Source organism: Paenibacillus sp. cl141a, from assembly GCF_900109305.1.
GTDB classification, from domain to species: Bacteria; Bacillota; Bacilli; order Paenibacillales; family Paenibacillaceae; genus Paenibacillus_AQ; species Paenibacillus_AQ lautus_A.
Genome location: NZ_FNZO01000012.1, coordinates 50,664 through 74,147, shown reverse-complemented (window position 1 = coordinate 74,147; position 23,484 = coordinate 50,664). Strand labels below are relative to the sequence as shown.

The window sequence follows — 23,484 nt, the reverse complement described above, 5'->3', positions numbered from 1 at the left end:
AATTCAGGACCTGTCCGAATACATTTACGTAGAAAGGGTGGAAAAGCTGTCATCCGCCGGAACTTGCAAAACCAACCGGGAGGGAAAGGAAGCATGGAACAAAAGCAATGGCACCAGATGGACACGGATGAATTGCAGCAAGTACTGCAGATGCATCCGGAGCAGGGCCTCACGGAAGAGGAAGCCGGGGAGAGACGAAAAAAAAGTGGCTATAACGAGCTCTCCGAGGGCGTTAAAATTTCTCCATTTGTTCTGTTCTTGAATCAATTTAAGGATTTCATGATGCTGGTGCTTCTTGGGGCCACCCTGGTATCCGGCCTGCTGGGCGAGTATCTGGATGCCGTCACGATCGTGGCCATCATCCTGATCAACGGGATCCTTGGTTTCATCCAGGAATTCAAGGCGGAGCGGTCGCTTCGGGCCTTGAAGCAGCTGTCCGCGCCGACCTCCAAGGTCATCCGGGACGGCAAGGTGGTGCAGCTTGCGGCCAGAGAACTCGTACCTGGCGATGTCATTCTCGTCGAGAGCGGAGACCGTATCCCGGCCGACGTTCGCTGGCTCGAGATCAACAGCTGCAGCGTCGAGGAGTCCGCCTTGACCGGCGAGTCCCTGCCGGTAAATAAGCATGCTGAGCCGATCCACGATGCGGAAGTGCCGCTGGGCGACCGGAAGAACATCGGGTTCATGGGAACGATGGTGGCCCGCGGCACGGGCAAAGGCGTTGTCATCCGGACCGGAATGGATACGGAGATGGGCAAAATCGCCGATTTGATCCAAAACACGGAATCCCAGGAGACGCCGCTGCAGCATCGCCTGGAGCAGCTGGGCAAAATTCTGATCGCCGTTTCCTTGGGGCTGACGGTCCTGGTCGTTGTCGCAGGCATTCTGCATGGACAGCCTGCCGCAGGGATGTTCTTCGCAGGGGTCAGCCTTGCCGTAGCGGCCATTCCTGAAGGGCTGCCGGCCATCGTCACAATTGCGCTATCCCTCGGCGTGCAGCGCATGATCAAGCGCAAAGCGATCGTGCGCAAGCTGCCATCCGTGGAGACGCTGGGCTGCGCATCCGTGATCTGTTCGGACAAAACGGGGACGCTCACGCAGAATAAAATGACCGTAACCCAGGTTTGGCTGGGAGGACGTACGCTGGAGGTGACCGGGCACGGGTATGACCCGACGGGTCAAATTCTTCACAGAGGCAAGCCGGTCGAGCTGAGATCCGATCAGGGGCTCCGCAGACTGCTGCAAATCAGCGGGCTGTGCAACAATGCGGAGATCTATGAGAACGTGCAAGAGGAAGCCCGTAGCAAGCGCAAGGGCAAGGAAGAGCCGGCAGCCGCTGCTTGGGAGTTAAAAGGGGACCCGACAGAAGGAGCGCTGCTGACGCTCTCGTCCAAAATGGGTTTGACGAAGGGCAGTCTGAACTCCATCTACCAAAGAGACAAAGAGTTTCCTTTCGATTCGGAGCGGAAGCTGATGTCCGTCATCGTCAGCCATCAGGGCGGACGCTTGCTCTGCACGAAGGGCGCGCCTGACGTTCTGCTGGACGCCTGTGCTTATATCATGTGGGACGGGAACGTCGTGCCGCTGACCTCCACGCTCCGCCAGAAGGTGTTGGCCGCCAATGAAGACATGGCCTCCAACGCGCTGCGCGTGCTAGGTTTGGCTTACCGGGATTTGCGTTCCTATGACAAGCCGGAAACGGAGAAAGAGGCCGAGAACCAGCTTATCTTTGTGGGGTTGGCCGGAATGATCGATCCGCCGCGCCGTGAAGTGCGCGATGCGATAGCGACGTGCCGACGCGCGGGAATCAAAACCGTCATGATCACGGGCGATCATCGGACGACGGCGGAAGCGATCGCGGCCCAGCTCGGCATTATGCCAAGGAACGGCCTGTCGTTATCGGGACAGGAGTTATCCCGAATGGACGACAAGGAGCTGGATGCGAGGGTGGAGCAGACCTTCGTTTATGCCCGCGTCTCTCCCGAGCACAAGCTTCGCATCGTGAAATCGCTCCAGCGGAAGGGGCATGTGGTTGCCATGACGGGGGACGGCGTGAACGATGCACCGGCCATCAAAGCCTCGGATATCGGGATTGCCATGGGCATTACCGGCACGGATGTAACAAAGGAAGCGTCATCGCTGGTGCTCAGCGACGATAATTTCTCCACGATTGTTTCGGCGATCGAGGAGGGGCGGAGCATTTATGAAAATATCCGCAAATTCATCCGCTATTTGCTGGCCTCCAATGTCGGCGAGATTCTGACGATGTTTTTTGCGATGATGATGGGACTGCCGCTTCCGCTCGTTCCGATCCAGATTCTATGGGTAAACCTGGTCACCGACGGACTCCCGGCCATGGCGCTCGGGGTGGACCAGCCGGAGAAGGACCTGATGGAGCACAAGCCGCGGGGGGCCAAGGAAAATATTTTTGCCAGACGCCTTGGCTGGAAAATCATCAGCCGCGGCATCCTGATCGGTCTGTGCACGCTCGGCGCATTTTGGGTCACGCTGCGCATCGCGCCGAATGATCCGGCACAGCTGGCCAAGGCGCAGTCCGTTGCCTTTGCTACCCTCGTCATGGCCCAGCTGATCCATGTGTTCGACTGCCGCAGCTCGCGCTCGATTTTCCATCGGAACCCGCTTCAGAACAAAGCATTGGTTCTGGCCGTGCTGTCCTCGGTATTGCTGATGCTCGGCGTCATGTACATCGAGGCGTTCCAGCCGATCTTCAAGACCGTTCCGCTTGGCCTGAAAGAGTGGGCATTGACACTCGTCGCCGCCGGCATTCCTACCTTCCTGATGGGGGCCGGAAGCGTGTGGGGCGGCAGACGGCACCGCAACCGGAACCGCCGCGGCATGATGACGAAGAGTGCAAATATTTCGGCGTAAAATGAATGGATAGCCCATCACCTCTGCGATATGCTAAGCACAAGCGTAGCAATTGCAGAGGAGATGGGTTTTGATGATGGAATTTACGAAAATGCATGGATTGGGCAACGATTTCGTTGTCGTATACGGCGAACGGGAACTTCCATCCGATGCATCCGAATTGGCCGTGAAGCTGTGCAATCGCTTCTTCGGCATCGGTGCTGACGGACTTGTATATATTTTGCCTTCCGCGAAGGCTGATTTCATGATGCGGATTATGAATTCGGACGGTTCCGAAGCGGAGCAGTGCGGCAACGCCATCCGCTGCGTCGCGAAGTATGTGTACGATCACGGCCATATCGACCGCGAGGAGATTACCATAGAAACTATCGGAGCCGGCGTGCAGCAGGTGCGTCTTACGGTGCAGGATGGTCAAGTAAGCAGCGTAAGGGTCGATATGGGCGAACCGGTCCTGAACGGACTTAGCGTGCCGACCTTGGTCGATCTCAATCCGGTGGTGAATCATCCCGTTGAAGTGGACGGCCGGGAATTCCGATTCACTGCCGTTTCCATGGGCAATCCGCACTGCGTCATTTATGTGGACGATGCGGTGAACTTTGATCTCGGCGTATGGGGTCCTAAGCTTGAGGTGCACCCGCTCTTCCCGAGAAAGATCAACGTGGAGTTTGCGACGGTGAATTCACGCGGTCAAGTGGACATGCGGGTATGGGAGCGCGGCGCGGGACCGACCCTGGCCTGCGGCACCGGCGCCTGCGCGACGCTGGTATCCTCCGTGCTGAACGGTGCCACAGACCGCAGCGCGACGATCTCGCTTAAGGGCGGGGATCTGTTCATCGAGTGGGATGAGCTTGACAACCATGTGTACATGACGGGACCGGCTGAGGTTGTATATAAAGGGAAGTTGTCAATTTAGGGCATGCGCTGGCCGCTTCTCTTCCTCCGGCAGTTGAAAAAACAGTATGTTCATAAGTTTGTCCTGCAGGGACGGACACGGTAGGGAGGCCTTCGAACGGCCTCCCTTTTGTCTCTTTATCTTTGCAGAGGTTTTATGATACATTAGTTGAAAATAAACGTCGGGTGGAGGAGAAAACGCGATGAAACCGAATCTTCGGCAGGCATGGGAGAATCAGGTACTGGTCGGTGACGGCGCGATGGGTACTTATTTATACCAAAAAGGATTTCCTGTAGGCATTTCATATGAAGAACTGAATTTAACCTCTCCGGAGGTCATCGGGAACGTTCATCGCCAGTATGTTGAGGCTGGTGCACAGGTCATCGAGACCAACACGTTCTCCGCCAATTATGACAAGCTGTCCAAATACGGCTTGGAGGCGAGGGTAGGAGAGATTAACCGCGCAGGCGTGAGAATTGCGCGTGAAGCCGCCGGCGATCAAGGATATGTGGTGGGAGCGGTCGGCTCCATTCGGGCAGGCAAAAGAAGCAACATTTCCACGAGCGAGCTCAAGCGTTACTTCGAAGAGCAGCTGTCCGTACTCATCTCCGAAGGCGTTGACGGCATCCTGCTCGAGACGTTCTATGACGTGGATGAAATGCAATTGGCATTGGCGCAGGCACGGATGCTGAGCGACCTGCCGGTGATCTGCCAGTTCGCGGTGGAGGATATTGCCCGCACGCTGGACGGCTTCACGATGCCGGATGCATACCGCATATTGAGTCAAGAAGGCGCGGACGTGATCGGGTTTAACTGCCGGACGGGGCCGAACGGCATCATGCGCGCGCTGGAAACCCTGAACGGCATCATGAATCTTCCGGCTTCGGTCTATCCGAATGCGGGAATCGCCGATTATGTGGACGGGGAATACCGGTATGGCGCGAGTCCCGAGTATTTCGGGAAAACGGCCCTGGAGTTTGCGGATCGCGGCGCCCGCATTATCGGCGGCTGCTGCGGGACGACGCCGGAGCATATCGCGGAAATTTCCTCGGCGCTATCCGGCTACGTTCCTTCGCCGCTCCCCACCGTCGAAGAGGCGGAAATCAACCGGATCGTGATTCACGAAACGGCCCAGGAGCAATTTTACGAGCGAAGCGGGGAGCCGACGATTGTCGATATCGTAAAGGAGCGTCATACGGTCATCGTGGAGCTGGACCCACCGAGGGATTTGGATATCACCAAGTTCATGAAAGGCGCGGAGGCTTTGAAAAAAGCGGGAGCCGATGCGCTGACCCTAGCGGATAACTCGCTGGCCGTAACCCGCATGAGCAACATGGCCCTCGGACATCTGGTACAAGCACGCACGGGACTGCGGCCGCTGATTCACATTGCTTGCCGAGACCGGAACCTGATCGGCACGCAGTCGCACATGATGGGCTTCGATGCGCTCGGCATCGACCATGTGCTTGCGGTGACGGGGGATCCGGCCCGTTTTGGGGATTTGCCGGATTCCAGCTCGGTTTACGACATGACCTCATTTGAAATTATTCGGATGATCAAGCAGCTGAACGACGGCATTGCTTTCTCCGGAAAGCCGCTGAAGCAAAAAGCCAAATTCGTTGTCGGGGCAGCGTTCAATCCCAATGTAAGGCATCTGGACAAAGCGGTTGCCCGATTGGAGAAGAAGATTGCTTCGGGCGCGGATTACGTTATGACGCAGCCCGTTTACGATCCCGAGTTAATGGTTAGGCTTCGGGAAGCGACGGCGCATCTGGATATTCCAATCTTCATCGGCATCATGCCGCTGGCAAGCGGGCGCAATGCCGAGTATTTGCACAATGAAGTGCCGGGCATTCAGCTTTCGGACGAAGTCCGCAGCCGCATGGCGGGGCTTGAAGGCGAAGCGGGCCGGGCGATGGGCGTCAAGATCGGCAAGGAGCTGCTGGACGTTGCGACAGAGCATTTTAACGGCATCTATTTGATGACGCCGTTTATGTTCTATGAAATGAGCGTACAATTAATGGAGTACGTCTGGGAGAAATCGGGCCGCCGATTGACCCCCTTGTTTCATTAATAATTATCAATTACAATAGTGTAATGGATGTGATTCCGATGTCATTGAGCATGACCGGATATGGGCAATCCGTTGTCGATTTTCAAGGCTATAGTATCTCTTTCGAAGTGAAGTCAGTCAATCACCGGTACTGCGAGATCGTCTTTCGCATGCCCCGTGAATGGGCACTCTTCGAGGATTCGCTTCGACGGGCGGTACAGAGCCGGATCGGACGCGGACGGATTGATGTTTATATTAACAAGGAAAACAACGGCGAGTCTCAGGGTGCCGTGCTGAACCATGCCATGGTTCAAGCGTATTTACAGGCAGCCGAGGATTTGAAGTCATACGGAATCACGGGAGATCTGGCGGTGCGGGATATTTTGACGCTGCCAGATGTTCTTGTTACTCCGAGCGGACTTTCCATGGATGAAGCGCAGCAGAAGTTATGGAATGATGCGCTTCTTCAAGGTCTGGAACAAGCGCTTGAGGGTCTGGTCCAGATGCGCAGCAGAGAAGGCGCTTTTCTCGCGAAGGATATCGGGCAGAGGCTTGACCGCTTGCAGCAGCTGCACCGGGAGATGACCGAGCTTGCTCCGGAGGTTCCGGCCGAATACCGGAAGCGCCTGCGGCAGCGCATTGAATCTCTTGATGACGGATCGCTTGCTGTTGATGAACATATATTCGGAATGGAAGTCGCTCTGTTTGCTGAACGTTCCAATGTGGACGAGGAGTTGATTCGACTTCACAGCCATTTGGAACAATGCAGGGAGCTGCTTCTTCAGAAAAGCCCTGTAGGCCGTAAACTGGATTTTCTGATTCAGGAAATGAACAGAGAAGTCAATACGATTGGATCGAAAGCCAATCATCTGACTCTGGTAAACCGTGTTGTCGAAATGAAAGCGGAACTGGAGAAGATTCGTGAACAAGCCGCCAATGTGGAATAACCGCAGTTTCATCGGCAAGTAAGAGTCAAATGTATAGGGGGAGCAACCGCACTATGGCAATCAAACTTATTAATATTGGCTTCGGAAACATCGTATCGGCCAATCGGATCATCTCAATCGTGAGTCCTGAATCGGCTCCGATCAAGAGGATCATTCAAGAAGCACGGGACCGTCATATGCTGATTGATGCTACATATGGCCGAAGGACGCGGGCTGTTATCATTACCGATAGCGACCACGTGATTTTATCGGCCGTACAGCCGGAAACGGTGGCTCACCGTCTGTCCAGCAAAGATGACGACAACGACGAATAAGATGAGGAGTACTATGTCTAAAGGATTATTGATTGTATTGTCCGGTCCTTCGGGGGTTGGAAAGGGAACCGTCTGTACGGCACTTCGCAGCCGGGTTCCGGAACTGGTGTATTCGGTGTCGGCTACGACGCGTTCGCCGCGGCTCGGCGAGGTAAACGGCGTAAACTATTTTTTCAAAAGTCGGGAACAATTCATGGATATGATTGAGAACGACCAGCTTCTCGAATATGCGGAATACGTCGGGAACTATTACGGAACCCCGCGTGATTTTGTGGAAGAAACATTAGCCACCGGCAAGGATATTATACTGGAGATCGAAGTGCAGGGCGCGCTGAAGGTCAAGGAGAAGTTTCCGGACGGTATCTTTGTGTTTCTGATGCCGCCGTCGCTGGACGAACTGAAAGATCGGATCCAGGGCCGGGGGACAGAGAGTCAGGCCACGATCGACCACCGCATGTCCGTAGCTGTTGACGAAATCAATCTGCTGCAGCATTATGATTATGCCGTAGTGAACGATGAAATCAATCTTGCTTGCGAGAGAATACAATCTATCATTATAGCCGAACATTGTAAGGTGAGAAAGTAAGCAGTCTTTTCATAGACGGCGTAAACTTTCAAGTAAATAAAGAAGAGGTGCTTCGACTGTGTTATATCCATCCATTGATGAAATGATGAATAAAGTGGACAGTAAATATTCTCTTGTGGTTGCGGCTTCCCGCCGTGCACGCCAATTGCGTGAAGGAGAAGTCAGCGAGTTGAAACATCCGAAATCCCATAAGTTCGTCGGTGTCGCTCTGGAAGAAATCTATGGCGATTACGTGAAGATTGAGCGTGGAGAGGACTAAGGCTTTTTTTCAACATTCGAATACCATGCGTTAGCGCGCGAAAATGTGACAACCGAAAGGTTGTTATTTTTTTGAGAAGATATGAAAGTACAGCCTTCATACAAATGGAAAGCGGGGGATTGTCATGTTGAACGGAAAAGTCGTCGTACTTGGCGTTACAGGTGGCATTGCCGCGTATAAAGCAGCGACTTTATGCAGCAGGCTTGTCCAGAGGGGAGCGGATGTGCATGTTATCATGACGGAATCCGCCAAGCAGTTCATTCCGGAATTAACGCTGCAGACGCTGACCAAAAACCCGGTTTATAGCGATACTTTTGACGAAAGGGACCCCTCGGTCGTCTCGCATATCCACTTGGCCGACCTGGCCGATCTGGTGCTGATTGCTCCGGCGACGGCCAATGTCATCGGCAAGATGGCACATGGCCTGGCGGATGACATGCTGACCACGACGCTGCTTGCGACCACGGCTCCTGTCATGATCTCGCCGGCGATGAACGTGCATATGTACACGCATCCGGCCGTCATGGCCAACATGGAGACGCTGGTTTCCCGCGGGGTGTCCATGATTGAACCCGGAGAGGGACTTCTGGCATGCGGATACGTCGGTAAGGGACGGATGGAGGAGCCCGATACGATCGTGGATGTGGTTGAACGGTTTTTCCAAGGGCGCGCAGCCGAGTCCGCGGCGTCGAATCAGGACATGGAAAGCGGCTCGACAGGCATATTGCACGGCAAAAAAGTGGTTGTCACGGCCGGCGGTACGATAGAGCGCATAGATCCGGTCCGTTATATCACGAATGATTCCTCCGGAAAAATGGGATTTGCGATTGCTAAAGCTGCCAAGCAGCTGGGAGCGGACGTCCACCTCATTGCGGCTCATACCGATGAAGCCCCGCCAGCGGGGATTCCTGCCGAGAGAGTGGAGTCGGCCCAGGATATGTACGAAGCGGTGCAGCGCGTGTTCGATACGAGCGATATCGTGGTTAAGGCAGCGGCGGTCGCCGATTATCGTCCTGCGGAGGCCGCGACGTCAAAGATCAAGAAGCGCGGGGAAACGATGACGCTGGATCTTGTCAAGACCACGGATATCCTGGAAAGTCTGGGACGCCAAAAGACCTCCCAGTTCTTGATCGGATTTGCCGCCGAGACGGATACGGTAGAGCAGTTCGCCAGGGAAAAGCTGAAACGCAAAAATTGCGACCTGATCGTTGCCAATGATGTTACGCAGGAAGGCGCCGGCTTTGGCACGGACACGAACAGCGTCCATATATTCGATGCAGAAGGGCTGGTCCTGCAACTGCCCGTGATGTCCAAGGAGGAAGTGGCCTTGAGGCTGTTAACGCTGGCAGCCGAACGGTTGACCGGGAGGTTATCCTGATGGAAATGGCCCGCGTGATTGTGGACGTGCCGTCCAAGGATACGGACCGTCCGTTTGATTATCTGATTCCGGAGGAGCTCCGGCCATGGGTCGAGGTAGGCAGCCGGGTCGGCGTGCCGTTCGGTCACCGTACGCTTCAGGGATTCGTGGTTTCGCTGCATCCCCGGCCCGAGATGGATACGGCCAAAATGAAGCCGATTCAGGAAGTCCTCGATGTGATGCCGCCGCTCTCGCCTGAGCTGATTGAGCTTGGAGAATGGATGAAAGAGCGGTATGCATGCCGTTATATATCCGCTCTTCAATCGATGCTGCCAACGGCGCTGAAGGGAAAAGCCGAGCGGTATATTTCCCTTGGCGAGCCGGATGCGGGCTTGTCGGATGAAAGCGGCGGATTATTCGGGCTCCTGCCGGAAAGCGAATTGGAGCAGGAGATCATCCGGTTTGTCAGTCAGCGAGGCGAGGTGTCGCTCCAACAGTTAACGCGAGCGTTTCCGGATGCGGCAGCCACCGTAAAAGCGCTGATCGGCCGGGGGCGGTTAAGCGAATTCCAGCAAATCAAGGACAAGCTGCAGAAAAAAACGATGAAAGCGGTAGAGCTTGCCGTTTCGAGCGAGGAAGCGCATGCGGCGCTGGCTTCGTTTCCGGCTAAGGCTCAGCGGCAGAAGGAAGTGCTCCAATATATCGTAGAGATGGAGGACTTCCTGCCGATATCGCAGAAGGATCTGCTGCAGACGCTCGGCGTCACCGCAGGCACCGTGAAGGCGCTGGCCGACAAGGGGCTGATTACCCTTGAGGATGTCGAAGTGTTCCGCGACCCGTACCGGGGACGGCACTTTACCCCCAGCGCCCCGCTGGCGCTCACGCCGGAGCAGCAGGCGGTGTACCGGAGCATCGTGCGCAAGCTGGATGAACGCAAGCACGGCGCGTTTCTCCTGCACGGGGTGACGGGCAGCGGCAAGACCGAGATCTACCTGCAGACCATTCAGCGCTGCCTGGATCAGGAGCGTCAGGCGATTGTCCTGGTGCCCGAAATATCGCTCACGCCCCAAATGGTGGAGCGGTTCAAAGCCCGCTTCGGCGACCGCGTGGCCGTCATGCACAGCCGGCTTTCGGATGGTGAGCGCTACGATGAATGGCGCAAAATTAGGGAAGGCCGGGCTTCGGTTGTCGTGGGAGCACGATCGGCGGTGTTTGCGCCGTTTGACCGACTTGGCCTTATTATTATGGATGAAGAGCATGAAAGTTCATATAAGCAGGAAGAAACGCCGAAGTACCATGCCAGGGACGTGGCGATTCACCGTGCCTCGCTGACAGGCGCAGCCGTCATTCTGGGCTCGGCAACGCCTTCGCTTGAAAGCTACCATGCGGCGAGATCGCAGGCTCAGGATGATTTTGCTCCGCATCTGCTGGAGATGCCGAGCCGTGCGCTGGGCAACCAGCTGCCGGCTGTTCAGGTCGTGGATATGCGGGAGGAGCTTCGGGAAGGGAATCGCTCCATGTTCAGCCGCTCCCTGCATGCCGCGATTTCGGCGCGGCTGGAACGCGGAGAACAGACGGTGCTGCTGCTGAATCGGCGGGGGTACTCCACCTTCGTGATGTGCCGGAGCTGCGGATATGTGGCAGGCTGTCCGGAATGCGATATTTCGCTGACCTACCATCAGAAATCGAACAATCTGCGCTGCCATTATTGTGGTTACGCCGCACAGGCCCCGGAGGTATGCCCGGATTGCGGGAGCGAGCATATACGCTATTTCGGTACGGGCACGCAGCGTGTCGAGGAAGAATTGGCCAAGCTGTTCCCCGGCATTCGCGTCATTCGGATGGACGTGGACACGACGACCGAGAAGGGCTCCCACGAGAAGCTGCTGAAGCAGTTTCGGGATAAAAAGGGCGACGTGCTGCTTGGAACCCAAATGGTCGCCAAAGGCCTGGATTTCCCGGATGTCACCCTGGTCGGCGTCATTACGGCCGATTCGGCGCTGAATCTGCCCGACTTCCGGGCGGCCGAGAAGACGTTTCAGCTGCTGACCCAGGTGGCCGGAAGAGCGGGACGCCATCAGCTGCCGGGTGAAGTGGTCATCCAATCCTACACGCCCGAGCATTATTCGATTATTCATGCAAGCAGCCATGATTATTTATCCTTCGTCAAGGATGAGCTGAAGCACCGCAAAGCGCTCCATTATCCGCCGTACTGCAGGCTGATTCTGGTGACGCTGTCGCATGAACAGCTGCCGCTGCTCGTACGACTGGCAGAGAATTTTGCCGCCGCCATCAAAAGCGAATCCGACCGCCGGGGATGGTTCGGAAGCCTGGACCGGTTCGACGCAAGCGCGCTCGATATCCTGGGTCCGGTGGCTTCCCCCATTCCGCGGTTAAAAAATAGATACAGATTTCAATGTATGATAAAATGGCGGGGAACGATGGATGCTGTCTCGCTGGTGCGTTCGGTTGCCGAGAAGCTTCAGGATTCGGCGCGGGACGGCAAGCTCCAAATCAGTATTGACGTTGATCCGCAAATGTTAATGTAATAGCGCATATAATGATGAAAAGCACAAGGATGGTGTCGTAGACATGGCGATTCGTATTATCGTTAAAGAACCGGATGAGGTTCTTCATAAAAAGGCAAAGGAAGTTACCAAAATTACGCCGAACGTTCAAAAGCTCCTGGATGATATGGCTGATACCATGTACGATGCGGAAGGCGTCGGGCTGGCCGCGCCGCAGGTCGGCATACTGAAGCGCCTGATTGTTATCGATGCGGGCGATGAGCACGGCTTGATCAAGATGATCAATCCGGAGATCGTGGAGAGCGAGGGCGAGCAATTCGGGCCGGAAGGCTGCCTGAGTATTCCGGGATGGAACGGGGATGTTCGACGTGCGGAGAAAGTAACGGTTAAGGGGCTTGACCGCGAAGGCAATGAGCTTGTCATTACGGGTACAGGGCTGCTTGCGCGAGCATTTCAGCATGAAATCGATCATCTGAACGGGGTGCTGTTTACGGAAATCGCCGACCGGGTGTATGAGTATGTTCCGGAACAGCCGAGAAGTGAGTTGGAGAACCGATGAATATCGTATTTATGGGCACCCCCGCCTTTGCAGTACCCAGTCTGGAAATGCTGATTGCCGAAGGATACACGATAGCTGCCGTCGTAACGCAGCCTGACCGTCCGCAGGGGCGCAAAAAAGTGCTGACCCCGACGCCGGTCAAGGAAGCCGCCCTTCGTCACGGCATCCCTGTCCTGCAGCCGCAGCGACTGCGGAATCCGGAAGCCGTGGCCGAATTGGCCGCATATAAACCCGATCTGATCGTCACGGCCGCGTACGGCCAAATCCTGCCGAAATCGGTATTGGATATGCCGGCGCTTGGCTGTCTGAACGTCCATGGCTCGCTGCTCCCCGCTTATCGGGGAGGAGCGCCGATTCAGCGGAGCATCATCAATGGAGAGTCCGTCACAGGCATCACGCTGATGTATATGGCGGAGGGACTCGACACCGGGGACATGATCGCCCGCACCGAGGTCCCTATTGAAGACGACGATACGGCTGGAACCATGTTCGAGAAGCTGAGCCAAGCCGGCGCGGAGCTGCTTCGGCGGGAGCTGCCGCGGCTCGTGAAGGGCAAGGTGGAGGCCGAGCCTCAGGATGATTCGAAGGCAACGTATGCTCCGAATCTGAGCCGGGATGACGAGAAGATCGACTGGAGCCGCACTTCCCGCGAAATCTACGATCAGATTCGCGGTCTGGTTCCTTATTCCGGCGGGTTCACGCTGTGGAACGGCGAAGTGTTTAAAGTATGGGCAGCGGCTAAGCCGGAGAGCGCCCAGAAGCCATCTGGCAATGCGCAGCCCGGGACCGTGCTTGAGCTGCAGGAGAAAGGGATCGTCGTGAAAACAGGCGACGGTACGCTGACGCTGCTTACGGTTCAGCCCAGCGGCAAAAAGGCAATGGATGCGGCGCAATTCGTCCGCGGGACGAGCCTGACGGCCGGGACGGTGCTGTCGTGAGCGGAAACCGCAGCCCGAAGGGACGCCTGGACTCTCCCCGGGAGCTGGCGATGAATGTGTTGACTCAGGTTGAGCAGGAGGGGGCGTACAGCAATCTCCTGCTCAACTCCGCTCTGCAGAAGTCCTCGCTTGCCAAGAGCGACGCGGGACTAGCCACGGAGCTGATCTACGGCACGATCTCGCGGCTGAACACGCTTGATTATTTTTTGGACAAGTTTGTCAACAAAGGGGTGCGGAAACTTCAGCCTTGGGTAAGGGCGCTGCTTCGCATCAGCCTTTATCAGATCGTGTACCTGGATCGGATCCCGGACCATGCGGTTGTCAGCGAGGCCGTTAATCTGGCGAAGCGCCGCGGGCATCAAGGGATCTCCGGCATGGTGAACGGGGTGCTTCGGAATATTTTGCGTCAGAAGGAAACCCTGGCCATTCCGGAGGATATGACGGACGCCCAGCGCATTTCCCTTCTGCATTCCCATCCGCAGTGGCTGGTGGAGCGCTGGATTTCCCAGTACGGTACGGAGGCAACAGAGGCGATCTGTGCCGCAAACAATAAACCACCGGCTGTCAGCGTGAGGGTGAACACCACGATGATCAGCCGCGATGACATGCTGAAATTAATGGGCAGCCATGGCCTGGATGCTTCCCCATCGTCGGTTAGTCCCTACGGGATTGTCGTTAAGGGCGCGGGCAATATGGCCTTGACCGTTTGGTATCGTGACGGGATGATCTCGATCCAGGACGAAAGCTCGATGCTCGTGGCCGAGGCCGTTCAGCCCGAGCCGGGCATGCGCGTGCTCGATTGCTGCGCGGCCCCGGGCGGAAAGAGCGCCCATATGGGCGAGCTGATGAAGGACGAGGGCAGCATCGTCGCCAACGATATTCATGTCCATAAAGGGAAGCTGATATCGGATCAAGCCAGTCGTTTGGGGCTGGACAGCATTTCGATCGTGACGGGGGATGCGCTGGATTTGGCAGACCGCTTCGAGCCTGCGTCTTTTGACCGAATTTTGCTGGATGCTCCCTGCTCGGGCCTTGGCGTGATCCGGCGCAAGCCGGATCTGAAGTGGGGCAAGTCCCAGGAGGACATCCATGAGATTGCGGCGCTGCAGTTCAGGCTGCTGGAGTCGGTCTCGACCTTGCTGCGTCCCGGAGGGATCTTGGTATACAGCACGTGTACGATTGAAGCGATGGAGAATGAAGGCGTGGTATCTGCTTTTCTGGAAGGCCACTCCGAATTTGCCATTGCTGAAGACGGCCTTGGAGCCTTAAGCCGGCTGGGCGAGAATTCGCTTGCACGAGGCGGCGGCATTCAAATCCTGCCCCAGCACTATCACAGCGACGGCTTTTACATTGCCAGACTCGGCAGACGTTCCTCTTAAGGGCGCTTGCCGCCATGACTATAGTCGTATCCCGCCTATGCCGGCGGGTTTTCCTCTTTTACCGTCTCTTTTATTTATGTTAGAATAGGAAGAATGAAAAAAGAGATGCATATGAATGAAATAGGGAGCGTTCGGAAGAATGCTGGCTGGACATCCTTTAAACTAGACAGGTGTGGTGAGAATGAAACCTTTTATATATGATTATTCACTGGAAGAGCTTCAAGCATGGGCTCAAGAGAACGGGGAGCCCGCGTTTCGGGGAACCCAGATTTATGACTGGCTGTACGTGAAGCGGGTGAACGACTTCGCGGAAATGACGAATCTGTCCAAAGAGCTTCGGGCCAAGCTGGAGCAGGAATTCAGCTTCGTGACCCTGACGGAGATCACCAAGCTGGAATCCAAGGACGGAACGGTCAAGTTTCTGTTCGGCCTTCATGATGACCATGCCATCGAGACGGTCATTATGCGGCATAACTACGGCAACAGCATCTGCGTTACGACGCAGGTCGGCTGCCGTATCGGATGTACGTTCTGCGCATCCACGCTGGGAGGCTTGAAGCGAAACCTGACCTCCGGCGAAATCGTAGCCCAGGTGGTTCAGGCACAGAAGATTCTCGATAAAACGGGAGAACGCGTCAGCAGCATCGTGATCATGGGTTCAGGGGAACCGTTTGAGAACTATGAGGCGACCATGAAGTTCCTGCGCACGATGATCCATGAAAAAGGATTGAATATCGGCCAACGCCACATTACCGTATCGACGAGCGGCATTGTGCCTAACATCTATAAATTCACCGAAGAGGATACCCAGATTAATCTGGCCATCTCCATTCATGCGCCGAACGATAAGCTGCGCTCCAAGCTGATGCCCGTGAACCGCCGGTTCCCGTTTGACGACGTGATTGAATCGCTTCGTTATTACCAGGCTAAAACCGGACGCCGCATTACGTTTGAATACGCCTTGATCGGCGGAGTGAATGATCAGGTGGAGCATGCCGAAGAGCTTGCGGACGTCATCAAGGATATGAACTGCTTCGTCAATCTGATTCCGGTTAACCATGTGCCGGAACGGAAATATGTTCGCACATCGCGTAACGATATTTTCAAATTTCAACGTGCGTTAGCAGACAAGGGGGTCAATGTGACCATCCGTCGTGAACAAGGCCATGATATCGCTGCCGCTTGCGGCCAGCTGCGGGCCAAGCATATGGAGTTGAGGTGAGAAGATTTGATCAAGACGGTTCATGTAAGCCATGTGGGACGCGTTCGTCCTGTTAATGAAGATTCGGTATTTGTTAGCACATTAGAGCATGGCTATACCTTGGGTGTGGTTGCCGACGGCATGGGAGGTCACCTTGCGGGCGACACCGCCAGCCGGCTTGCGGTAGATACCGTGGCCGCGGATTTGTCCTCTTTGGAGCAGGACATGTCCATGGACGGCGTTCGGGCTGCGCTTGGCGATGCCATATTGCACGCTAATGCAGTTATCTATCAGGAAGCCTCGGCAGATGAGCGGCTTCACAATATGGGCACGACGATCGTAGCGGTGCTGCTGCGAGGCTCCGAAGGTTATATCGGGCATATCGGAGACAGCCGGGCTTACAAAGTCGTTCCCGGACAAGTCATTCGGCTCACGGATGATCACACATTGGTTAATGAGCTTTTTAAGAGTGGTCAGATTACGGAAGATCAACTGGAAACCCATCCCCGGAAAAATGTATTAAGCCGGGCACTTGGAACGGATGTGGACGTGACGGTTGAGCTTACGCCGGTTACGCTCGGGGAAGGCGAAGTGTTGCTGCTATGCAGTGACGGACTCAGCAACCGGGTCAGCCGCGAGCTGATCGGTCAAATTTCCGGTTCACTTGAACTTCCTCTGGAAGAAAGAGCGGATCGCCTGCTTCAACTGGCACTTCTCGCTGGCGGTGAGGACAACATCACAGTCGCAATGTTTGAACATCAAGAAGAGGTTGTCGGGCAACGTATAAAGGGGTGGGATTCATGATCGGACATGAATTGGCTGGTCGTTATAAGATTATTGAACGCATCGGCGGCGGCGGCATGGCGCTGGTCTACAAGGCTCAGGATATTTTGCTGAACCGGAACGTAGCGATCAAAGTGCTGCGCCAGCAGTTTGTGCACGACGAGGAGTTTATTCGCCGTTTTCGGCGTGAGGCACAATCGGCGGCTTCATTGTCGCATTCCAACGTGGTTAGCATCTACGATGTGGGCCAAGAGGAAGATGTGCATTACATCGTCATGGAATATATCGAAGGTCAGAATTTGAATGAAATCATTAAAGAACGGGCGCCGCTGCAGGTCGAAGAAGCCGTGCGGATTGCGACCCAGATCTGCGATGCATTGGGGCATGCCCATCATAACCAGATTATTCACCGCGATATTAAACCGCATAACATTCTGATTGGCCGTAACGGGAGGGTCAAAGTAACCGACTTTGGCATTGCCAGGGCGGTCACGTCGACAACCATTACGCAGACAGGCTCCGTTGTGGGTTCTGTGCATTATTTCTCGCCGGAGCACGCCAAGGGCGTCGTGACGGGCGAGAAATCGGATTTATACTCACTTGGTATCGTGTTATATCAAATGCTCACGGCCCGTCTTCCTTTTCTGGGCGAGAGTCCGATCAGTGTCGCACTGAAGCATCTGCAGGAGGAATTTGACGAGCCGAGGGAAGTAAACCCGCTCATTCCTCAAAGCGTGGAGAACATCATCCTGAAGTCCATGCGCAAAAATCCGGAGGAGCGTTACCAGTCCGCGGAAGAAATGATGGACGACCTCGAGACGTGTTTGATGCCGATGCGCCTCAATGAGCCGAAGATGGAGTTCGAGGACGATGCCGATTCTACCCTGGTCATGCCGGCGCTCAAAACGATGCAGCGCAGCAGCCAGCATCCTCATGACCAAGATGACGACTCGGATGACGATGAGTTTGAGGAAAAGCCAACCGGCAAACAGAAGAAAAAGTGGGTCAAGCCGACCATCATTATCGGCTCGGTGCTCCTGTTCCTCGGCCTGATGTTAGGCGTCGTCATGTATGTGAACAATATGCTGGAGGTGCCGGAGGTTAAGGTGCCGCCAGTTGTAGGCATGACGGAGGAGGAAGCGATCCGCGAGCTAGAGGCCCAAGGTTTGACGGTGAATGAGGAAGTCATTCGCGAATATAAACCGAATGTGGATGAAGGCGTCGTGTTTGCACAGGACAAGGAACCAGAGACCATGCTGAAGAAGGGCTCACCGGTTCAATTGTCGGTCGGGGATGCGAAGCCGCTTGAAAAAATGCCGGACCTCTCGGGAAAGACATTTGATCAGGCAGTTGAGATCCTGATAAATATGGGCATCAAGAAAAACGCTATTAAACAGTCCTCTGAAAACAATGATACTGTACCTGCTGATCAGATATTTGATCAGAGCCCTTCTGCTGAATCCGAAATTAATCCTGAACAGGTGGAGGAGGTTCGTCTCACGATCAGCAAAGGGAAGCAGACGGTCAATATGCCGAGCTTGATCGGAATGGACAAAGACAAAGCGGTCGCTACCATCGAATCCTTCGGCCTTAAGGTTGGAGCGATAAAGGAGAAATCCAGCTTCGAAGTGAAGAAGGGCGAGGTCATGGAGCAATGGCCGTATGAGCCTAATGTTCCTGTATCACCTAACTCTGAAATCACGCTGTTCGTCAGCTCCGGCTATCCTTCGGACGCGCTTGAGTATAATTACAGCGTACCGGTGTCGCCGAGCGCCGAAGGACAAGAAAGCAAAATCCGGGTGGTCTTCAGCGACGCGCTGGGAGACAACCAGGAAGCTGTAAACAAGACCATTACGACTTCCGAAATGGTACCCGTTAAGCTGCTGCTTGCTCCCGACAAACACGCGACGGTCATGATATTCCGTGACGGCCGCCAGGTGGATACGTACAGCGTAAGCTACACAGACGTCAAGAACGGAACGGTGCCGCAGCCGACCTTTGAGCAGCCGCCTGAGCAACCTGATGTACCGGTGGATACCAACCCGGATGAAGGAAATGGCGATGACGGTTCGAATGAGGAAGATGATGCGGCCTACCACTGGGACAACGGCAACGGCAAGGGCCGTGGCAAAGGCAAAGACAAAGACAACGATTAGAAACAAGTCATGAGAACACTACATTTCAACAAGAAAGGTGAGGCCTATTATATGCTAGAGGGACTGATCGTGAAGGCACTAAGCGGATATTACTATGTCAAACCACTGCAGGATGGCAACATTATATCCGGGGAGGACCCAGCGGTTCAATGCAGAGCCCGCGGCATTTTCAAAAAGAAAGGCATCTCTCCGCTCGTTGGAGATCGCGTGAAGTATTCATTGACTGAGAATGGGGAGGGGACCGTGGATGAAATACTTCCACGGTCTTCCCAATTAATTCGCCCGCCGGTCGCAAACGTCGACTTGGCGGTGCTGTTGTTTTCAGTCAAGGAACCGGACTTGAGCCTGCATCTGCTGGACAAGTTCCTGGTACATATTGAGCATTCGGGTCTTGAGGCGTTGATCTGCCTGACGAAGCAGGACCTTGCTGACGACTCGGATGATGTATTGGAGCAGGTCAAGCGCCAGTACGAAGAAATCGGATACGAAGTGCTTATAACCAGCTCCTTGCAAGGCATCGGTACCGAAGAGGTCAAGGACCGCCTGGCCGGTCGAATCAGCGTATTCTCCGGTCAATCCGGCGTCGGCAAATCGTCTCTGCTCAATGCGTTGATGCCGGGTCTCTCGCTGGAGACCAGCGAAATCAGCCTGCGCCTTGGCCGCGGCCGGCATACCACGCGCCATGTGGAGCTGATTGAGCTTGATAACGGAGGCTATGTTGCCGATACGCCAGGCTTTAGCCAGCTGGATTTCCTGGAGCTGGGTGTCGAGGAGCTGTCCACCTGTTTCAAGGAGTTTGCCTCTTATGCGGCTGAATGCAAATTCAGAGGCTGCAGTCACATGCAGGAGCCTGGCTGCCGGGTGATTCAAGCCAAAGAAGATGGAAATATCCTGGCAAGCCGTTATGGGCATTACGTGGACTTTTATACAGAGATGAAAGACAAGAAGCGGAGGTACTGAATCATGATAAAAATTGCGCCATCCATATTGTCGGCGGACTTTGCAAAGCTGGGGCAGGAAATTAAGGAAGCCGAAGCGGGCGGAGCCGACTGGATTCATGTGGACGTCATGGACGGGCATTTCGTGCCGAATATTACCCTGGGGCCGCCGATCGTCCAAGCGATCAGACCGCATACGGGCCTGACGCTCGACGTGCATCTGATGATCGAACAGCCGGAGCTGTATATTGCGGACTTCGTCAAGGCAGGAGCCGACTTGATCACGGTTCATGCCGAGACCTGCCCGCATCTTCATCGCGTCATCCATCTCATTAAAGAGCATGGCGTAAAGGCCGGCGTCGCGATTAATCCGGCCACGCCAGCCCATGTCCTTCAGGAAGTGCTTCCTGACGTGGACTTGGTGCTGGTGATGACCGTAAATCCCGGCTTCGGCGGACAGGCATTTATCGAGCGGACCGTAAGCAAGATTGCGCAGCTGCGTGAGTGGATTTCAAACTCCGACAATCCGAATATCCATATCGAAGTGGATGGCGGCATTACGGCGGAGACAGCGCCGCTCGTGGTGGAAGCGGGAGCGGATGTCCTGGTTGCGGGCAGCGCGGTCTTCGGCAAGCCGGATCGGACGGCGGCCATTGCCCAAATCCGCGACAGCGTAACATCTTGACCTCAGAACGTGAGCACGGGATGCATAGGGCGGGGGATTCCCGCATAAATATGGTTACATGAGCTGGGTTCTCATGTAGCCTTTTTTGTCTGTGTTCACATCTAAGGGCTTGGTGCATAACATAATCTAGGAAGGCATGAGAATGATGGGGAGGGTGAGACATGAAATTCTATACGTTCAAGCTGCCGAAGTTTTTGGGAGGTTTTGTGAAGGCCATCTTAAATACGTTTCACAAGAGCTGACAGCTTGTCCCGGCGTAACAAAACCTCCGCCTGGGACCGGCGCCGCCAGCCGGTTTACGGGGGATGAGGCAAGAGAAGAGCACTCCGATAGAGCGCATGGAGGACATACCGCATCTTGTATGCGGAAGTTTTTCTTGCGGTATAAGAAAGCCAATGCGCGCAAGGCCTCTGCCGCTTTCTTGTATCATGAGAAGAGTGTCTAGCGACGTACTTATCGATGACAGACCGCGTTCGACCGGAAGTTTTTCTTGCGATATAAGAAAGCGGAAGTTCGGCTCTTTCATTTTTCTTATATCTAAATAAAAAAAGCACCTGTTATCTGCTCAGGGTGCTTTTTGTTTAGGTGAAGAATATGTATCTAAACGCAAGAAAAACTTCCTTGTCCCGGATCGCCCACAAATGGTGCCTGGAGATTTAGAAGTTTTTCTTCATATAACGAGATGATTATACGCGAGTCACTTTACCGGATTTCAAAGCGCGAGTGCTGACGTATACACGTTTTGGCTTGCCATCCACCAAAATGCGAACCTTTTGAACGTTGACACCCCAAGAACGCTTGTTGTGGTTGTTAGCGTGAGAAACATGGTTACCACTGCTTGGTTTCTTGCCTGTTACATAACATTTGCGAGCCATTCATTACACCTCCTTGTTCCTAACCCTGCATGAAACAATACTTAAATATAATATCACAGTAAAAATTGCTCCGTCAACTGCCCTAAAAACATTTATTTCTCTTTCTCATTATAGTACAATGTTGATTAGTCCATAATATTTCCGAAGATCTGTATATTGTGGGCCGATCGGCATGTTCCCATGAGGTTTGGAGCAGCCGAATAACGTAGAGGACGAGAGGGTAGCCCATCAAGATGGTATGATCCATTTAATCATGCAAGTCTATTATTTACTGGTTGGGCATTTCGTCAGCTATTAGCTATGAAATAGATATGAAATTTACGACAAGTAGTGTTATGGGTATCAAGCCAGGAAGGGGAATTCTCATTGAGTAAGCGTTCTTTGAATGGAACAGAATTTACCGCTATGGTCCTTGCCGGAGCGGAGCAGCTGCAGCAGCATGCAGAACACGTCAATTCCCTGAATGTGTTCCCGGTGCCGGACGGCGACACAGGGACCAACATGAATTTGACGATGACGGCAGGCGTTGCAGAACTGAAGAGTAAGTACTCGGAGTCCGTCGGGCATAGTGCCGGTGTGCTGTCCAAGGGGCTTCTGATGGGAGCCAGAGGGAACTCGGGGGTGATCCTGTCCCAGTTGTTCCGTGGTTTCAGCCGGTATGCGGCACCTTATACAGAACTTAATTCTCATCAATTCGCCGCAGCTCTGCAGACAGGCGTGGAAGCTGCGTATAAAGCTGTCGTAAAGCCTGTGGAAGGCACCATCCTGACCGTAGCTAAAGAAGCGGCCAAACATGCCGTTTATTTCTCGCGCCGCAGCAACGATATCGTGGAGCTGATGGAGCAGGTGCTGGCCAAAGCCAAAGAAACGCTGTCCCAGACGCCGGATATGCTTCCCGTGCTGAAGCAGGTTGGCGTTGTGGACTCGGGCGGGCAAGGCCTGGTGTACATCTACGAGGGTTTCTTGCAAGCGTTGAAAAAAGACGGCGCGTCCGGATCCTTCGCTTCTGCGGAAGGACAAGCAGAACAGAGCAGCGCGGCACCGGCCTATCATGCGGTTCCCGATTTCTCGGCGGTTCAAGCTCCGCCTTCGGCCCAATCCCGACTGTCCACGGAGGACATTGAATTTTTATACGACATGGAATTCTTTATTAATAGGCAGCTTGGAGAGGGAACGAGTGCGGACTTTGATGAAGATAAGTTCCGGAAAGCGCTTGCATTGAACGGTGATTCCATCATTGTCATTGCCGATGACGAGACGATCAAAGTGCATGTCCATTCCAAGGCGCCGGGCGAAGTGTTGAATTTGGCCCTCATGTATGGAGAGATCACCCAGATTCACATATTGAATATGCGCGAGCAGCACCGCGACTTGCTGACAACGGGAATGGATATCGCGCCGATGCCCGAGCTGTTTGCGGATATTCCGGCAGAGACCGTGACGCCGGAAGCACCGGCAGTTCCTCCGGCGGACGAGATCGCGCCATACGGGTTCATTGCGGTTTCGTCGGGGGAAGGCATTTCCGATATATTCAAGAGCCTGGGCGTCGACGTCGTTCTCTCCGGGGGACAGACGATGAACCCGAGCACCGAGGATTTCGTCAATGCGATTTCTTCGATATCGGCCCAGCAGATTTATATTCTGCCAAACAACTCCAACATCGTGCTTGCTGCCGAGCAGGCCAGAGAGCTTCTCGAAGGCGAGCGCAGCGTAACGGTCATCCCGAGCAAGACGATCCCGCAGGGAATCGCGGCAGCATTTGCTTTCCAGGAAGACGAGAATGCGGATGTGAATACCGACAACATGCTGGATGCCATCACTCGCGTGCAATCGGGGCAGGTCACCTATGCCGTGCGGGACACAACAATTGATGATCTCGAGATCAAGGCTGGCCAGTTCATCGGTATCCGCAATTCCAACATCGTGGCAGCGAACGAGGATCTGATTACGACATCCCAGGATTTGCTGGGTAAAATGCTGGAATCCGGCGATGAAATCGTAACGCTGCTTACCGGCGCCGACGCAACCGAGGAATCGACCAGCGCACTCACGGAGTGGCTGGGCGAGCAGTACCCTAACGCGGAGGTTGAAGTACACTACGGCGGACAGCCGATCTATTCCTATCTGTTCTCCGTGGAGTCTTGA

General features: G+C 54.6%; 20 protein-coding genes. 19 read left to right on the top strand and 1 reads right to left on the bottom strand.

The features are described 5' to 3' along the window. Positions 1–93: 93 nt before the first annotated feature. The 18 genes from BMX45_RS25425 (at position 94) to spoVM (ending at position 20,706) form a co-directional block, all read left to right on the top strand. On the top strand, positions 94–2,889 hold the full coding sequence (locus tag BMX45_RS25425; RefSeq protein ID WP_090912929.1) for a calcium-translocating P-type ATPase, SERCA-type: 2,796 nt from the start codon (positions 94–96) through the stop codon (positions 2,887–2,889). A 76-nt stretch (positions 2,890–2,965) separates the two neighbouring features. Next, a complete protein-coding gene (gene dapF / locus BMX45_RS25420; protein WP_090913122.1) occupies positions 2,966–3,802 on the top strand; it encodes a diaminopimelate epimerase in 837 nt (278 codons plus the stop codon). A gap of 181 nt (positions 3,803–3,983) precedes the next feature. Beyond that, entirely contained in the window at positions 3,984–5,855 is a 1,872-nt protein-coding gene (locus BMX45_RS25415; protein ID WP_090912927.1) for a bifunctional homocysteine S-methyltransferase/methylenetetrahydrofolate reductase, read from the top strand. A 38-nt stretch (positions 5,856–5,893) separates the two neighbouring features. After that, the gene (locus tag BMX45_RS25410; RefSeq protein WP_090912925.1) at positions 5,894–6,781 is read left to right on the top strand and encodes a YicC/YloC family endoribonuclease; all 888 of its coding nucleotides are present in this window, start codon (positions 5,894–5,896) and stop codon (positions 6,779–6,781) included. Positions 6,782–6,834: 53 nt separating this feature from the next. Then, positions 6,835–7,095 (top strand): extracellular matrix/biofilm regulator RemA, encoded by a 261-nt coding sequence (gene remA / locus BMX45_RS25405; RefSeq protein ID WP_006209218.1) that lies wholly within the window; start codon positions 6,835–6,837, stop codon positions 7,093–7,095. Between the two features lie 13 nt (positions 7,096–7,108). Then, complete coding sequence (gmk, locus tag BMX45_RS25400; RefSeq protein WP_009592584.1) at positions 7,109–7,681, top strand: guanylate kinase; 573 nt, start codon at positions 7,109–7,111, stop codon at positions 7,679–7,681. A 58-nt stretch (positions 7,682–7,739) separates the two neighbouring features. Further along, a complete protein-coding gene (rpoZ, locus tag BMX45_RS25395) occupies positions 7,740–7,940 on the top strand; it encodes a DNA-directed RNA polymerase subunit omega (RefSeq protein WP_009592612.1) in 201 nt (66 codons plus the stop codon). 124 nt (positions 7,941–8,064) lie between these two features. Continuing rightward, the gene (gene coaBC, locus BMX45_RS25390) at positions 8,065–9,318 is read left to right on the top strand and encodes a bifunctional phosphopantothenoylcysteine decarboxylase/phosphopantothenate--cysteine ligase CoaBC (RefSeq protein WP_090912923.1); all 1,254 of its coding nucleotides are present in this window, start codon (positions 8,065–8,067) and stop codon (positions 9,316–9,318) included. Next, positions 9,318–11,846: a primosomal protein N' gene (priA, locus tag BMX45_RS25385; protein ID WP_090912922.1), complete on the top strand. Its 2,529-nt coding sequence runs from the start codon at positions 9,318–9,320 to the stop codon at positions 11,844–11,846. The genes coaBC and priA overlap by 1 nt, the downstream gene beginning before the upstream one ends. 43 nt (positions 11,847–11,889) lie before the next feature. Further along, on the top strand, positions 11,890–12,384 hold the full coding sequence (gene def / locus BMX45_RS25380; protein ID WP_009592578.1) for a peptide deformylase: 495 nt from the start codon (positions 11,890–11,892) through the stop codon (positions 12,382–12,384). Further along, the gene (gene fmt / locus BMX45_RS25375) at positions 12,381–13,322 is read left to right on the top strand and encodes a methionyl-tRNA formyltransferase (RefSeq protein ID WP_090912920.1); all 942 of its coding nucleotides are present in this window, start codon (positions 12,381–12,383) and stop codon (positions 13,320–13,322) included. Before def ends, fmt begins: the two co-directional genes overlap by 4 nt. Further along, entirely contained in the window at positions 13,319–14,701 is a 1,383-nt protein-coding gene (gene rsmB, locus BMX45_RS25370) for a 16S rRNA (cytosine(967)-C(5))-methyltransferase RsmB (protein WP_090912918.1), read from the top strand. The genes fmt and rsmB overlap by 4 nt, the downstream gene beginning before the upstream one ends. Before the next feature lie 181 nt (positions 14,702–14,882). Beyond that, positions 14,883–15,923, top strand: a complete 1,041-nt coding sequence (gene rlmN / locus BMX45_RS25365; RefSeq protein WP_009592630.1) for a dual-specificity RNA methyltransferase RlmN — start codon at positions 14,883–14,885, stop codon at positions 15,921–15,923. A 6-nt stretch (positions 15,924–15,929) separates the two neighbouring features. Then, entirely contained in the window at positions 15,930–16,706 is a 777-nt protein-coding gene (locus BMX45_RS25360) for a Stp1/IreP family PP2C-type Ser/Thr phosphatase (RefSeq protein WP_090912916.1), read from the top strand. Continuing rightward, complete coding sequence (pknB, locus tag BMX45_RS25355; protein ID WP_090912914.1) at positions 16,703–18,841, top strand: Stk1 family PASTA domain-containing Ser/Thr kinase; 2,139 nt, start codon at positions 16,703–16,705, stop codon at positions 18,839–18,841. Before BMX45_RS25360 ends, pknB begins: the two co-directional genes overlap by 4 nt. 51 nt (positions 18,842–18,892) lie before the next feature. Further along, positions 18,893–19,801, top strand: coding sequence for a ribosome small subunit-dependent GTPase A (gene rsgA, locus BMX45_RS25350; protein WP_090912912.1), 909 nt, complete (start codon positions 18,893–18,895; stop codon positions 19,799–19,801). Positions 19,802–19,804: 3 nt separating this feature from the next. Then, the gene (rpe, locus tag BMX45_RS25345) at positions 19,805–20,464 is read left to right on the top strand and encodes a ribulose-phosphate 3-epimerase (RefSeq protein ID WP_090912911.1); all 660 of its coding nucleotides are present in this window, start codon (positions 19,805–19,807) and stop codon (positions 20,462–20,464) included. A gap of 161 nt (positions 20,465–20,625) precedes the next feature. Then, a complete protein-coding gene (spoVM, locus tag BMX45_RS25340) occupies positions 20,626–20,706 on the top strand; it encodes a stage V sporulation protein SpoVM (RefSeq protein WP_034273235.1) in 81 nt (26 codons plus the stop codon). Positions 20,707–21,150: 444 nt separating this feature from the next. Here the strand turns inward: spoVM and rpmB are convergent, their stop codons facing one another. After that, the gene (gene rpmB / locus BMX45_RS25335; RefSeq protein ID WP_006209230.1) at positions 21,151–21,339 is read right to left on the bottom strand and encodes a 50S ribosomal protein L28; all 189 of its coding nucleotides are present in this window, start codon (positions 21,337–21,339) and stop codon (positions 21,151–21,153) included. 366 nt (positions 21,340–21,705) lie between these two features. On the opposite strand from rpmB, the gene BMX45_RS25330 reads away from it, so the two are divergent. Next, positions 21,706–23,484, top strand: coding sequence for a DAK2 domain-containing protein (locus BMX45_RS25330; RefSeq protein WP_090912909.1), 1,779 nt, complete (start codon positions 21,706–21,708; stop codon positions 23,482–23,484).